A 14,165-nucleotide genomic window follows, 5' to 3' on the forward strand; every position below is an offset into this window, starting at 1 on the left:
AAGTGTTGAGTTTTATAAATAAACTGTACAGACACAAACAACCTCACGCCCACATACACATAATAAAGACCACTATTTTGGCGGAGGTGAAAGGTTTGAGTCTATTCGCCGCAATTGGATATATGGTTCGAGAAGTGTTTGTCTTTGTTTCTTATGTGAAGAATAATGCGTTCCCGCAGCCGTTATCATCAGATGATGAGAGAAAGTACTTAGAGTTAATGGAGCAAGGTGATGCTCAAGCGAGAAATCTTTTAATTGAACATAATTTACGGCTTGTAGCTCATATCGTTAAAAAATTTGAGAACACAGGAGAAGATGCAGAAGATTTAATTTCAATTGGTACGATTGGGCTCATTAAAGCGATCGAGAGCTATTCTGCAGGAAAGGGAACGAAGCTTGCGACGTATGCAGCACGCTGTATTGAAAATGAAATTTTGATGCATTTACGTGTACTAAAGAAAACGAAAAAAGATGTTTCACTTCATGATCCGATCGGGCAAGATAAAGAGGGCAATGAAATATCGCTTATTGATATATTAAAATCAGAGTCTGAAGATGTAATTGATATGATTCAGCTTAGTATGGAGTTAGAAAAAATTAAAGAGTATATCGATATTTTAGACGAAAGAGAAAAAGAAGTGATTGTGAAACGTTTTGGACTTGGGCTAGATAAGGAGAAAACACAGCGGGAAATCGCTAAGGCGCTTGGTATTTCTAGAAGCTACGTATCACGGATTGAAAAGCGTGCTTTAATGAAAATGTTCCACGAGTTTGTCAGGGCAGAGAAAGAGAAAAAAGCGAAAGAGTAAAGTGTATTAGAAGCAGCCATATTTAAAATGGGCTGCTTTTCTTATTGTAAATAAGAAAAGAAAACGCGTTATGCTAAGAAGAAATACATGTTCACTGTTGAAAATGACGGATTCTATCTGTAATATTAGAAGGTGCTAAATAATTTAAGAATAATACCATACTTAGTTTTCTGTATATATAATAAGGCTGCTTTATATGATATGTGGGAATAAGAACCAATTTTACATATGATATAGAAAGAAAAGAAGGGAAAACTAAAGTTATAGACTGATTAGGGGGTTTCGCAATTTGCGACGTACATTATATCGACTTATGATAGAACTTACAAATGGTCGCTTTACTTCTTATATATTACGTAAATTTGCACAATCTCGTTTGAGCTCTATCATTATTCCATCGTATGCGAAAGTTTTTCAAATTAATCAAGATGAGATGGAAAAGGGTTTGAAGGAATATAGAACATTGCATGAATTATTTACGCGTAAGCTAAAAGGAGGAAAGCGTAGTATTGATACAGATGCATCGAGTATCGTTAGTCCTGTTGATGGTGTTTTTGCAGATCATGGTCCTATTGAGGATACAAAAACATTTGATATTAAAGGAAAGCGCTATTCAATTGTGGATATGCTAGGTAATGAAGAACGTGCAACGCGATATGCAGGCGGTACATATATGGTAATTTATTTGAGTCCAAGTCATTATCATCGCATTCATAGTCCGCTTTCTGGTTCTGTGACTGAAAGATTTGTACTCGGTAGAAAATCATATCCGGTAAATGCAGCTGGTATGGAATACGGGAAAGAACCACTGTCAAAAAATTATCGTTCTGTTACAGAAGTAAGCAGTGATGGCGAGCATATGGCTCTTGTAAAAGTAGGGGCCATGTTTGTTAATAGTATTGAGCTTTTGCATGAGAGAGACACTGTTCAAAAAGGTGAAGAAATGGCATACTTTACATTTGGTTCAACAGTTGTGTTATTGTTTGAAAAAGATATGATAGAAGTAGTGCAGGAATTAAAGAGTGGACAAGAGCTTCGTCTTGGTGAAAAAATAGCTACTCGCTTAGCTCATAAATAAAGAAAAGCTTTTATAACCGTAAGTAAGAGTTATGGGCAAAGATACTTAATGATGAAATCCCCTAGATGGGAGTACTTGTTTATTCGAGAGCCATCGTAGGATGGCTCTTTTTACAGGGCATCCAATAAATTATCCTTTAACTGGTTAATTGGTAAGGGCTGATTAAACTTTCACTTTATATGTAATCAAGATGATTTGACAAGCTTGTCCTCTAATGAGCGTCTAATGATTTCTTGTTTTATAAGTAAAATGAAGTCGGGATTTAATTTTAGTTCTTTTGCTTTATAATAAGACTCAGTGAGTAACTCAGTGGATAACTGTTCCATATGTTTTGTTTTCAAGGTGAGTCACCTCCTAATAATATAAGGATTGATTCGTTGATGCATTTAATGTACCAAAAAAATATGACAGTCACAAACGAGTGGTTATCCACATACCTAGGTGGATAAAGTGTGTATAGTTTGTTAGTAAATTCCAAATTAACTGAAAAATTAATGTGGAAAATGTGTACAATTTTATCCACAGGTTATATATCGAAAAATGTTGTCGAAAAATTTTATGAAAAATCCTCAAAGAGGTGAAAGAAATTGAAACTATTTTTACCAAATGAATATGTGAAAAATGTATATCATGTTCAACCAGAAGATTTAAAAAAACGTGGGATTAAAGGCGTTATTACTGACTTAGATAACACTTTAATTGAATGGGATCGTCCCAATGCAACACCGCAACTTGAAAAATGGTTCTTGGAAATGAAAGAGCAAGGCATTCAAGTAACGGTCGTTTCAAATAATAATGAGCAACGTGTAAAAGATTTTGCTGATCCATTAGGTATTCCATTTATTCATAGTGCACGTAAACCATTTGTTCGCGCATTTAAGCGTGCGATACAAGAGATGCGTTTGCAGCCAGATGAAGTTGTAGTAATTGGAGATCAGTTACTGACGGACGTGCTTGGTGGCAACCGAGTAGGCCTTCATACAATTTTAGTTGTACCGGTAGCACAAACGGACGGATTAGTAACGCGCTTTAATCGAAAAATTGAACGAAGAATTATGAAAAATATGAAGAAAAAAGGTTTAATTAACTGGGAGGAATAAAGTTTGACTGAAACAATTAAATGTATTGGTTGCGGTGTAGAAATTCAAACAGAAAATAAAAACGAAGTGGGGTATGCTCCTGCCTCATCTTTAGAGAAAGAACAAGTTATTTGTCAACGTTGTTTTCGCTTGAAGCATTACAATGAAATTCAAGATGTATCGTTAACAGATGATGACTTCCTACGCATTTTAAATGGAATTGGAAAATCAGATGCATTAGTAGTCAAAATTGTAGATATTTTTGATTTTAATGGTAGCTGGTTACCTGGCTTACATCGTTTCGTAGGGAATAATAAAGTATTACTTGTTGGAAATAAAGCTGATTTAATTCCAAAGTCAGTAAAACATGATAAAGTAAAACATTGGATGCGCTATAGTGCAAAGCAGCTAGGATTAAAACCAGAAGATGTCTTTTTAATTAGTGCAGCGAAGGGACAAGGAATCGCTGAACTAGCAGATGCTATTGAGTATTATCGCGGCGGCAAAGATGTTTATGTTGTTGGATGTACGAATGTAGGGAAATCGACATTTATTAATCGTATGATTAAAGAATTTAGTGATGAGACTGAAAATGTAATTACAACATCTCATTTCCCAGGAACAACACTTGATTTAATTGATATTCCATTGGACGAAGAGTCTTCTTTATATGATACGCCAGGTATTATTAACCACCACCAAATGGCTCATTATGTTGGAAAGCAAAGCTTAAAGCTTATTACACCAACAAAAGAAATTAAGCCGATGGTATTCCAATTAAATGAAGAACAAACGTTATTCTTTAGTGGATTGGCACGTTTTGATTATGTAAGTGGTGGTCGTCGTGCATTTACTTGTCACTTCTCGAATCGCTTAACAATCCATCGTACAAAGCTTGAGAAAGCAGATGAATTATATAAAAATCATGCCGGGGATTTACTAAGCCCACCAACGCCAGAAGAATTAGCAAATATGCCTGAGCTAGTGAAATACGAATTTAATATTCGTGAACCTAAAACGGATGTTGTATTCTCTGGATTAGGATGGGTTACTGTGAACGAACCAGGAGCAAAAATTGTTGCACACGTACCAAAAGGAGTAAGTGTTTCACTACGTAAATCTTTAATTTAATATGGAGAGGGATTTATGAAACAATTATATGGTGTAATCGGAAATCCAATTGGACATTCATTATCACCCGTTATGCATAACGATGCATTTGAACACTTGAATATGGATGCCCATTATCATGCGTTCCTTGTTGAAGAGGAATTGCTAGGGGAAGCAGTAAGAGGTTTAAAAGCATTAGGTATTTCAGGATTTAATGTAACAACTCCGCACAAGGTTGCTATTATGGAGTATTTGGATGAGATTGACCCATTGGCAAGGAAAATCGGTGCAGTAAATACAGTGGTTCATAAGGATGGAAGATTAATTGGCTATAACACAGACGGGATTGGTTTTGTTCGAGCGCTGCAGTCAATTAGTAATGAACCACTTCAAGGGAAACGTATTTTGTTACTTGGTTCAGGTGGTGCCAGCCGAGCTATTTATTTTTCTCTTGCTGATGTAGGTGTAAAAGAGATTGATGTAGCCAATCGTACAGTAGATAAGGCGAAGGAACTTATTGCTGCACGTACGGCCGATGTTAATTCTGTTGCTTTGTCGTTAGAAAAAGCGACAGAAGAACAAGGAAATTATGATATTATCATTCAGACGACAACGATAGGTATGCATCCACACGTAGAACATACGCCATTACAAATTTGTTCGTTAAAAAAAGGAACGATTGTATCAGATATAATTTATAATCCATTTGAAACGAAAATTTTATGTGAGGCAAAAGAGCAAGGTGCAATCATTCAAAATGGTATTGATATGTTTGTTTATCAAGGAGCACTTGCATTTGAAATGTGGACAGGACGCACGCCAAATATCGAGAGAATGAAACAATTAGTTATAGAAAAGCTTGGAGGCTAACATATATGTTAACAGGAAAACAAAAAAGATTTTTACGTGCACAAGCACATCATTTAACACCAATTTTTCAAGTAGGAAAAGGCGGAGTAAATGAAAATATGATTAAACAAATCGCAGATACTTTAGAAGCTCGTGAGTTATTTAAAGTAAGTGTATTACAAAACTGTGAATTTGATCGCCGTGAGGTTGCGGAAGAACTTGCAAAAGGTGCACGTGCTGAAATCGTTCAAGTAATTGGAAGCACAATCGTTTTATACAAAGAATCAAGAGAAAATAAACAAATTAAGCTTCCTCGATAAAAAGACTAGCATGCGCTATTTTTATCGTTTATGCGTAATGATGTAGAGAGCGAAACCAATTGAACTTTTATTAATAGCAACTCTCTTCATTCCTAACCGAGGAGAGTTGCTGTATGTAAAAGGAAGGGGCGTTTCTTTTGAGAAAAATTGGCATCATTGGCGGTACATTTGATCCGCCTCACTATGGACATTTGCTAATTGCAAATGAAGTATATCACGCTTTGAACTTGGAAGAAGTATGGTTCTTGCCAAACCAGATTCCGCCACATAAACAAGGGCGGAATATTACAAGTGTAGAAAGTCGTTTACATATGTTAGAGCTCGCGACTGAGGCAGAAGAGCACTTTTCTATTTGTTTAGAAGAGCTAAGTAGGAAGGGCCCATCTTATACGTATGACACTATGTTACAATTGACGAAGAAGTATCCGGATGTGCAGTTTCACTTTATTATTGGTGGGGATATGGTTGAGTATTTACCGAAGTGGTATAACATTGAAGCTTTACTTAATCTTGTAACGTTTGTTGGAGTTGCAAGACCTGGGTATACATTGCATACACCATATAAGATTACTACAGTGGAAATTCCGGAATTTGCAGTTTCTTCATCCTTATTACGTGAGAGATATAAGGAGAAGAAAACGTGTAAATATTTACTTCCTGAAAAAGTACAGGTATATATCGAGAGGAATGGGTTGTATGAATCCTGAGAATGCACTGCATATTGTCAAACAACGAATGCATGAAAAACGTTATATACACACAATTGGTGTAATGGAGACAGCGATTGAGCTTGCTAAGTTATACGGTGTGGACGAGAAAAAAGCAGAGATGGCAGCTATATTCCATGATTATGCGAAATGTAGAGCAATTTCAGAGATGGAAGAAATTATTAAACGTGAAGATTTGCCGAAAGACTTACTTTGCTATAACAAAGAGTTATGGCATGCACCTGTTGGGGCATACTTAGTAGAAAAAGAAGTAGGCATTACGGATTCTGAAATTTTGCAAGCTATTACATATCATACAAGTGGTCATGAGAATATGACGATGTTAGATAAAGTGATTTATGTAGCTGATTACATTGAACCTGGGCGAAAGTTTCCAGGAGTGGAAGAGGCTCGTAAACTCGCATATACGGATATAAATCAAGCTTTATTATTTGCGTTAAAGAGAACAATTCAATTTTTAATGGAAAAAAATCAGACGATTTATCCATTAACATTCCAAACATACAATGCAGTTATCAAGGAGGAAATGAGTAAATGAACGATAAAGATTTATTAGTATTAGCGGCAAAAGCAGCTGATGATAAGAGAGCAGAAGATATGGTTGTCCTAAATATGCAAGGTATTTCACCAATTGCAGATTATTTCATTATTTGTCACGGAAATTCAGACAAACAAGTGCAAGCAATTGCACGTGAAATTAAATCAAAAGCACATGAGTTCCAAATCGACGTACAACGTATGGAAGGGTTTGACGAAGCACGTTGGGTATTAGTTGATCTTGGAGATGTAGTTGCTCATGTATTCCATAAAGATGAGCGTAATCACTATAATTTAGAGCGTCTATGGGGCGATGTGCCGCGTGAAGATATTACAGAAGAGTTAGGCCAATGAAATACGAACAATTTGCATTGTTGTACGACGAACTAATGAATGATGTCCCTTATGATAAATGGGTGGAATTTACAGAGGAAAGCCTGCAGCAGGCAGATATGAAAGAGGCAAAAATTCTTGATGTAGCATGCGGTACGGGTAATGTAACCCTGCCGCTTGTGCAAAAGGGTTACGATTTAATAGGTGTCGATCTTTCAGAAGAAATGTTAACAGTCGCTCAGCAAAAACTAGGAGGAGAGGGATACTTTATTCCTTTTTATCAACAAGACATGCGAGAGCTTGATGTTCCAGGTGAGTTTGATTGTGTAACCATCTTTTGTGATTCATTAAATTATGTATTGCAAGAAGATGGAGTACAAGAAACATTTAGAAGAGTATTTCACCATTTACGTCAAGATGGTTTGTTTTTATTTGATGTACATTCTTTATATAAAATACATCATGTATTTCAAAATGAAACGTATACAGTGAATGGAGAAGAAATATCTCTTATTTGGAATTGCTTCCCTGGTGAAGAATCAAATAGTGTAGAGCATGATTTAACATTCTTTGTTCAAGATCCAGAAGAAGATGTGTACCATCGGTTTGACGAATGTCACGTGCAACGTGCATATCAAGTGGAAGAGTTAACGAAATGGCTTGAAGAAGCAGGTTTTACAGTGCTTCGTGTAACAGGTGATTTTGAGCGACTTGAAGTTACAGAACAAACAGAGCGTATTTTCTTCATGGCGAAGAAAAACGGATAAAAACAAAAGCAACCGAGAAGGTTGCTTTTGTTTTATAAAGAAGATGTATTTTTAGTTCTAGCATAATCTGAAGATTATATGAGTAAAGTGCGGGAATAGTAGTTGAAGTGAAAATGTATTGTAAAAAAAGTAAGTATTTATAAAAAGGATTTGGAATGAAAATGACGTATTTATTATGTGTGTTTATTGAATTGCTGATCAACGCATTCTAAATCTTCATCAAATTTTTCATGTGTTCGCTCGATTAACTTATGGAACATATCTCCAACGTGCTCTTCTAAAACCCGAATGCCTTCCCCAGTAACGCCGCCTTTCACGCAAACCTTTTCTTGTAAGGTAGGTAATGTGAAGATTTCTTTTTCAAGTAATTTCCCCATCCCCACGACCATTTCACTTACTAAAGTAGTAGCCTCTTCGTGTGTAATATTTGTTTTATCTACAGCAGCGTTAATGAAGCATTGTAGTAAATAACTAAAGAAAGCAGGACCGCAACTTGCTATATCAGATGAAACGCGCGTTATATCTTCTTCTATTACAAGAGGTGTAGAAATGTTTTTGAATAGACGAAGTAGTTTTTGTTGCCATTCTTCAGAGCAATTATCTCCAAATGTAAATAGTGAGGCGCCAGAGAGCGCGCGATTTGTGATACTTGGAATGATACGCGCGACGTGGCAAGGTACGAGAGTCTCTAATTGTGATGGAGATATTGGACTTGTAATAGAAACTAAGCACGTTTCATCAGAAAAATGTTCAGCGTATTTTTTTAGGATAGGGTATATATCTATCGGCTTGACACAAATAAAAATAAGTTGTGATTGTTCGATTACTTCCGGGATTGTTTTTGCTATATGAACAGAAGGGTATTTTTCTTTTATATGATATGCTTTTGCAGGCGTCCGATTAATGATTGTAAGGCACGAAGGTTTGACAGCACGGGTTTCTAAAAATGCATCGATTAGTATATTCCCCATGTTTCCTGTCCCTATAATTCCTATGTTCAAAGTTTCATCCCTCCTTCGTAACAGCTTTCTCCTAAACAATATGAATGATGTTATAAATTTATGATTAGAGGTGTAAAATGATGTGGGATTTTCCGAAAAAGTGGTTAGGTTTAGTAGCTATTATTGGAACTTTACTTTTTCTTGTTTTTTGGAAAACGAATCAGAGTGTAGAACGAACGCCTATTACAATGAATGTACAAGAGAAGGAAATTGAAAAAAAGGGTAAACCGAAAATATCGGATACAAAGGAACAGAAAAGAACAATTATAATTGATGTGAAAGGAGCGGTTAGTAAAGAAGGGGTATATGAAATGAAGGAAGGAGATCGCGTAAAGGATGCGGTTCAAAAGGCTGGTGGTTTTTTATCAGAAGTAGATATGAAAAAAGTGAATTTAGCACAAATTGTACAAGATCAAATGCTTCTTTATATACCGAGTAAAAATGAATCAGAACAAGGGGTGCTTACTTCTTCTAAGGAAGATGGCAAGATTCGAATAAATACAGCGGCGAAAGAACAACTAGAAAAAATTACAGGGATTGGCTCTCGAAAGGCAGAAAGTATTTTGAAATATCGAGAAGAACATGGTCCGTTTCAGAAAATAGAAGATTTATTAGAGATTGATGGGATTGGTGCGAAGTCTCTTGAAAAGATAAAAGATCAAATTATTATTCCGTAAAAGATTGACGAAGTTTTTCTTCTTTCGCTACACTACAAGTAGACAAAAAAGTAGGTGAAAAATATGGAACGAATTTCATGGGATCAATATTTTATGACGCAAAGCCATCTACTATCTTTGCGTAGTACATGTACAAGGCTTGCGGTAGGAGCGACAATCGTTCGCGATAAACGAATTATTGCTGGTGGATATAATGGTTCAATTAAAGGTGGCGTACATTGTATAGATGATGGTTGTTACGTAATCGATAATCATTGTGTTCGGACAATTCATGCCGAAATGAATGCTTTATTACAATGTGCCAAGTTTGGTGCGAAAACAGAGGAAGCAGAAATTTACGTTACGCATTTCCCTTGTTTACAATGTTGTAAGGCAATTATTCAAAGTGGTATTACAGCGGTTTATTATGCGCAGGATTATAAAAATCATCCATACGCCATAGAGTTATTTGAACAAGCGAATGTAACAGTGAAACACGTTCCGCTAGAATATGATATTGCTGCATTAGAGGATCAAAAACGTTATACAGAGTTGAAAGAATTATTTGCGTCTTTAGAAAAAGATAATTTATCAATGGAAGAATTACAGCATGTATTCACGAAAGCAAAAATGATGCTATAAGGAGTGAGTATAAGTTGCAAGAACAATGGGGGTATGTTGCAATCTCGTTTATAATAGGGATTGCAATTGCCTTTTCCTCGTCACTTTTATTGATAGTTTTTTGCTTCTTTTTAAATGTTTTCTTCTGTTTATATCGCACTTCGCGTAAAACCTTCATTCTTTGTATTGTAGCGTGCTTTAGTAGCGTTATATATACTTCCTATGTTCAAGTATGGAATAAGCCTCTAGGGAAGCCCTATGCAGTTACAAGAGGGGTTATACAAAACACACCGCTTGTTAATGGGGATCGCCTATCTTTTCAATTTGAAGATCAGAATAAAAATATAGTGCAGTTAAGTTATAGAATAAAATCAGCTTTGGAAAAGAAAAAAATGCAACAATTATACGCAGGGATATCATGTGTATTCGAGGGTGAGAGGAAAGAACCAGAAACAGCTCGGAATTTTCATGGTTTTAATTACCGTGATTATTTATACAAGCAACATATTCATTTCACATTTGAGGCTACATATATTTCTGAATGCTATAAAACATCACTGTCGCTCACGCAATGGATTCTTCTTTTAAGGCAACAAGCAATCTCGAAAGTTACAGAAATGTTTCCAGAGCAATCAGGTGCTTTTATGAATGCATTACTATTTGGTGATAGACAACAAATGACGTTTGAAGTGGAAGAGCAATATCAACAATTTGGTCTTGTACATTTGTTAGCAATTTCAGGTTCGCACATTGTATTGTTGATGGTGATAGTATATTTTATTTTGCTAAGAAGTGGTGCGACGAGGGAGGTAGCAACAATTTTCCTTATCATTTGTATTCCTTTGTATATGGTTTTAGCAGGGGCTTCACCCTCTGTTATAAGAGCTTCTATAACAGGAGTTTTGATGTTGATTGCTTTTATGTGCTCGATTCGTTTATCTAGTTTAGATGCTTTAAGTGTCACAGCTATATGTATGCTTATATATGACCCTTATCTTGTTTTTAATATTGGATTTCAGTTTTCTTTTGTAGGCAGCTTCGCTTTACTTTTGTCTGCTCCGTTATTGTTAGGGAGTAGCAACGGAGTAATCCGGAATTCTATTTATATTTCTATCATTTCACAGCTCGTTAGTACTCCGATTTTGTTATATCACTTTGGTTATTTTTCTCCATATAGCATTCTCCTCAATCTCTTATACGTTCCGTTTTTATCTATCATTGTATTACCATGTAGCATTATTATTTTACTGTGTATGCCAATTGTCCCGTTTCTCGCAAAAGGATTTGCCGATGTATTATCAATAGGTTTGAGTATGTCTAATGATTTTCTAAGTTATTGTGAAAGTTTACCATTTACCCAGCTTATCTTCGGGGAAACGCCCTTCAATCTTGTAGCTGTATATTGCGCGAGTATTGTCAGCATATTGATGGTTTGGGAACGGAGAGCGCCGAAAAAAATGGTTTGTATAGTTGCGAGTGTATTTCTTTTTATTAGCACATGTCATTATATATATCCATATTTTAGAGGGAGCGGAAGTGTAACATTTATTGATGTTGGACAAGGTGATGCAATATTAATTCGCCTTCCGTATGATAAAGGGATTTATCTTATTGATACAGGTGGAACGCTTCGTGTGAATAAGGAAGAATGGCAACAAAAAAAGCATGAATTTTCTGTTGGAAATGATGTTTTAATACCCTTTTTACAAAAAGAAGGTATTAAAACAATTGATAAATTAATCGTAACGCATGGAGATGCAGATCATATAGGTGCTGCGCAAGAATTATTATCATATATACCTGTAAAAGAAGTGGTATTTGGCCGAAAGGGAAAAGATGCAGTATTAGAAAAAGTAGTCAAGAAACAGGCATTAGAAAAGGAAATGAAAATAACTGAAGTGGGGGAAGGGGAGAGTTGGAGTGTAAATGAAGCGGAATTTTTTGTTTTAGCTCCAAAAGGAAAAGAAAAAAGCGAAAATAACGCTTCAATTGTAATATGGGCAAAATTTGGAGGGTTGAAGTGGCTATTTACAGGCGATTTGGAAGAAGAAGGGGAAAAGATTTTAGTAGAGGCATATCCAGATTTACAAGTAGATGTTTTAAAAGTTGCTCATCATGGGAGTAATACGTCATCTATAGAGCCTTTTTTGAACGTCATACAGCCTCGTGTAGCGATTATATCTGTTGGTAAGCAGAATAGGTATGGACACCCGCATAAAGAAGTGATAGAGCGTTTTGAGAAGATGGGGAGTGCGATATGGCGCACGGACAAGCAAGGTGCTATTTCCTATGTTTTTAAAGGGGAAAATGGAACCTTTAAAAGTAAAATCACATATGATAAAACACATAATAGATGAAAAAGAGAAGACTGCCATGAAGTGGCAGTCTTTAAGAACCGATAAATTTAATAACAGTTGCAATGATGAAAAGTGTTGCGAAAAAACCAAATGAGACGATAAATCCTACCCCTGAATCAATAGCGTCATTGCGTTTACTTTGAACGTTTTGTTCAAAATCATTCATTTAGAATCCCTCCCCAACATTCCACTTTAGTATAGAATATTGTCAGAAAAAAATCTACAATTTCCATATGAAGAGAAAACGAGCTTTTTTGCTACTTTTAAATCATGAAGTAATGTGAGTTTTTCGTTTCCAAGCATGTTAACAGTTGGCACTTATACTCAAATTTTTATTGCGAATAATAAAGGGAAGGTGATTACCGCACACCAATAAGAAACCCGGGGCTTATTGCGTGGCGTTTAATATAAATAAAGGGACGGGTTATAAAGCCTGTTCCTTTGTACTTGTAAAACAAAAGCTAGGGCATTAGTATAAATATATATTGCCAAGTTAGGGAGTAGGAAAAAGTATGAGTGATATACATAAAAAAATTAAAAAGAAACAGTTTGCTCCGTTATATTTACTATATGGAACGGAAGCTTTTTTTATAAATGAAACGATAAAGCTTATTACGACAGAAGCACTTGAAGAAGAAGATCGAGAGTTTAATGTTGTGACATACGATTTAGAAGAAGCGTATTTAGAAGATGTGGTTGAGGATGCGCGTACGCTTCCTTTCTTCGGAGAACGGAAAGTACTGTTAATAAAATCACCGCTATTTTTGACTTCGCAAAAAGAAAAGTTAGAGCAAAATATAAAAATTTTAGAAGAATACATTGGTGAACCTTCTCCATTTTCTATTCTTGTTTTTGTTGCGCCTTACGAAAAACTTGATGAGCGAAAAAAAATTACAAAACTATTAAAGAAAACAGCAGATGTAGTAGAAGCAAATGCGATGCAAATACAGGATGTTCAGAAATGGATTGTTGCTCGTGCAGATGAAGTGCATGTGCATATTGATAACGCGGCTGTTAGTTTGTTGCTAGAGCTTGTGGGAAGTAATGTAACAATGTTGGCGAAGGAAATGGACAAGTTAACGTTATACGTTGGTATGGGTGGAGAGATTACGACGAAACTTGTTGCAGAGCTTGTGCCAAAATCCGTTGAGCAAAATGTATTCGCTTTGACAGAAAAAGTGGTGAAAAAAGATATTGCAGGTGCAATGCAAATTTTGGATGGATTATTTACGCAGCAGGAAGAACCGATTAAATTGCTTGCGTTATTAGTGAGTCAATTCCGCTTGTTGTATCAAGTGAAAGAGCTACAGCAACGTGGTTATGGACAAAATCAAATTGCGTCTCATATTGGTGTACATCCGTATCGCGTGAAGTTGGCAATGAATCAAACGAAGTTTTTCTCTTTTGAAGAATTAAAAAAAGTGATTATAGAATTAGCGGAAGCTGATTATAGTATGAAGACGGGAAAGATGGATAAGAAACTTGTGCTCGAGTTTTTCTTAATGCGATTAAATCATATGTGATGACACAAAAAAGTTCATGTACTAAGTACATGAACTTTTTTGTATATAAAAAAACGATCCAAATGGATCGTTTTTTAAACGCCTTACGCGTTTACTTGTTTCGCTAAGCGAGATTTTTGACGAGCTGCAGCGTTTTGGTGGATAAGACCTTTACGAGCTGCTTTGTCAAGTTTTTTAGAAGCAGTTTTGAAAGCTTCTTTAGCATTTTCAAGATCGTTATTAGTAACTAAAGCTTCTACAGTTTTAACAGCAGAACGCATGTCAGACTTGATAGAAGCGTTATGTGCACGACGCTCTTCGCTAAGTTTAGCGCGTTTGATAGCAGATTTGATGTTTGCCATACTTTTCACCTCCCTGGTGCAATCGAATGACTCGATTCTTACATAGAACAAGTGAT

At 35.8% G+C, this 14,165-nt stretch carries 18 protein-coding genes; 14 read left to right on the forward strand and 4 right to left on the reverse strand.

Annotated features, from left to right (window positions below; all coding sequences use genetic code 11):
• Positions 1 to 95: 95 nt before the first annotated feature.
• Positions 96 to 809, forward strand: coding sequence for an RNA polymerase sporulation sigma factor SigK (sigK, locus tag M1D66_RS05730; protein WP_000051382.1), 714 nt, complete (start codon positions 96 to 98; stop codon positions 807 to 809).
• Positions 810 to 1,098: 289 nt separating this feature from the next.
• Positions 1,099 to 1,887 carry a phosphatidylserine decarboxylase gene (locus M1D66_RS05735; protein ID WP_242555047.1) on the forward strand — a complete coding sequence of 263 codons (789 nt, stop codon included), beginning with the start codon at positions 1,099 to 1,101 and terminating at the stop codon, positions 1,885 to 1,887.
• A 185-nt stretch (positions 1,888 to 2,072) separates the two neighbouring features.
• On the opposite strand, the gene sda is transcribed toward M1D66_RS05735, so the two are convergent.
• Positions 2,073 to 2,228 (reverse strand): sporulation histidine kinase inhibitor Sda, encoded by a 156-nt coding sequence (sda, locus tag M1D66_RS05740; RefSeq protein ID WP_000850094.1) that lies wholly within the window; start codon positions 2,226 to 2,228, stop codon positions 2,073 to 2,075.
• A 246-nt stretch (positions 2,229 to 2,474) separates the two neighbouring features.
• Between sda and M1D66_RS05745 the strand changes: the two genes are divergently transcribed.
• The 8 genes from M1D66_RS05745 to M1D66_RS05780 all read left to right on the forward strand — a co-directional run bounded on the left by M1D66_RS05745 (position 2,475) and on the right by M1D66_RS05780 (position 7,610).
• Positions 2,475 to 2,987 (forward strand): YqeG family HAD IIIA-type phosphatase, encoded by a 513-nt coding sequence (locus M1D66_RS05745; protein WP_000765314.1) that lies wholly within the window; start codon positions 2,475 to 2,477, stop codon positions 2,985 to 2,987.
• A gap of 3 nt (positions 2,988 to 2,990) precedes the next feature.
• Positions 2,991 to 4,097 (forward strand): ribosome biogenesis GTPase YqeH, encoded by a 1,107-nt coding sequence (gene yqeH, locus M1D66_RS05750; RefSeq protein WP_000140799.1) that lies wholly within the window; start codon positions 2,991 to 2,993, stop codon positions 4,095 to 4,097.
• 15 nt (positions 4,098 to 4,112) lie between these two features.
• Positions 4,113 to 4,946, forward strand: coding sequence for a shikimate dehydrogenase (aroE, locus tag M1D66_RS05755; protein WP_000812076.1), 834 nt, complete (start codon positions 4,113 to 4,115; stop codon positions 4,944 to 4,946).
• A 5-nt stretch (positions 4,947 to 4,951) separates the two neighbouring features.
• Positions 4,952 to 5,245: a ribosome assembly RNA-binding protein YhbY gene (gene yhbY, locus M1D66_RS05760; protein ID WP_000955224.1), complete on the forward strand. Its 294-nt coding sequence runs from the start codon at positions 4,952 to 4,954 to the stop codon at positions 5,243 to 5,245.
• Positions 5,246 to 5,382: 137 nt separating this feature from the next.
• Entirely contained in the window at positions 5,383 to 5,952 is a 570-nt protein-coding gene (gene nadD, locus M1D66_RS05765; protein WP_001226048.1) for a nicotinate-nucleotide adenylyltransferase, read from the forward strand.
• Positions 5,942 to 6,511: a bis(5'-nucleosyl)-tetraphosphatase (symmetrical) YqeK gene (gene yqeK / locus M1D66_RS05770; RefSeq protein ID WP_144596910.1), complete on the forward strand. Its 570-nt coding sequence runs from the start codon at positions 5,942 to 5,944 to the stop codon at positions 6,509 to 6,511. The genes nadD and yqeK overlap by 11 nt, the downstream gene beginning before the upstream one ends.
• Positions 6,508 to 6,864, forward strand: coding sequence for a ribosome silencing factor (gene rsfS, locus M1D66_RS05775; protein ID WP_000998173.1), 357 nt, complete (start codon positions 6,508 to 6,510; stop codon positions 6,862 to 6,864). The genes yqeK and rsfS overlap by 4 nt, the downstream gene beginning before the upstream one ends.
• The gene (locus M1D66_RS05780) at positions 6,861 to 7,610 is read left to right on the forward strand and encodes a class I SAM-dependent methyltransferase (RefSeq protein ID WP_000873069.1); all 750 of its coding nucleotides are present in this window, start codon (positions 6,861 to 6,863) and stop codon (positions 7,608 to 7,610) included. The genes rsfS and M1D66_RS05780 overlap by 4 nt, the downstream gene beginning before the upstream one ends.
• 173 nt (positions 7,611 to 7,783) lie before the next feature.
• On the opposite strand, the gene comER is transcribed toward M1D66_RS05780, so the two are convergent.
• Positions 7,784 to 8,611, reverse strand: coding sequence for a late competence protein ComER (comER, locus tag M1D66_RS05785; RefSeq protein ID WP_001020554.1), 828 nt, complete (start codon positions 8,609 to 8,611; stop codon positions 7,784 to 7,786).
• A 77-nt stretch (positions 8,612 to 8,688) separates the two neighbouring features.
• Between comER and M1D66_RS05790 the strand changes: the two genes are divergently transcribed.
• The 3 genes from M1D66_RS05790 (at position 8,689) to M1D66_RS05800 (ending at position 12,245) form a co-directional block, all read left to right on the forward strand.
• Positions 8,689 to 9,288, forward strand: coding sequence for a helix-hairpin-helix domain-containing protein (locus tag M1D66_RS05790; RefSeq protein WP_000989937.1), 600 nt, complete (start codon positions 8,689 to 8,691; stop codon positions 9,286 to 9,288).
• 63 nt (positions 9,289 to 9,351) lie between these two features.
• A complete protein-coding gene (locus M1D66_RS05795) occupies positions 9,352 to 9,909 on the forward strand; it encodes a ComE operon protein 2 (RefSeq protein WP_000439769.1) in 558 nt (185 codons plus the stop codon).
• A 14-nt stretch (positions 9,910 to 9,923) separates the two neighbouring features.
• Positions 9,924 to 12,245: a DNA internalization-related competence protein ComEC/Rec2 gene (locus M1D66_RS05800; RefSeq protein ID WP_144596908.1), complete on the forward strand. Its 2,322-nt coding sequence runs from the start codon at positions 9,924 to 9,926 to the stop codon at positions 12,243 to 12,245.
• 31 nt (positions 12,246 to 12,276) lie between these two features.
• On the opposite strand, the gene M1D66_RS05805 is transcribed toward M1D66_RS05800, so the two are convergent.
• Positions 12,277 to 12,411 (reverse strand): YqzM family protein, encoded by a 135-nt coding sequence (locus tag M1D66_RS05805; protein ID WP_000997609.1) that lies wholly within the window; start codon positions 12,409 to 12,411, stop codon positions 12,277 to 12,279.
• A gap of 346 nt (positions 12,412 to 12,757) precedes the next feature.
• Between M1D66_RS05805 and holA the strand changes: the two genes are divergently transcribed.
• Positions 12,758 to 13,768, forward strand: a complete 1,011-nt coding sequence (holA, locus tag M1D66_RS05810) for a DNA polymerase III subunit delta (protein WP_001279916.1) — start codon at positions 12,758 to 12,760, stop codon at positions 13,766 to 13,768.
• Positions 13,769 to 13,851: 83 nt separating this feature from the next.
• Here holA and rpsT read toward each other — a convergent pair whose 3' ends face one another.
• Positions 13,852 to 14,109, reverse strand: a complete 258-nt coding sequence (gene rpsT, locus M1D66_RS05815; RefSeq protein ID WP_001274011.1) for a 30S ribosomal protein S20 — start codon at positions 14,107 to 14,109, stop codon at positions 13,852 to 13,854.
• Between the last annotated feature and the right edge of the window lie 56 nt (positions 14,110 to 14,165).

It is taken from the genome of Bacillus sp. PK6-16 (assembly GCF_056530295.1).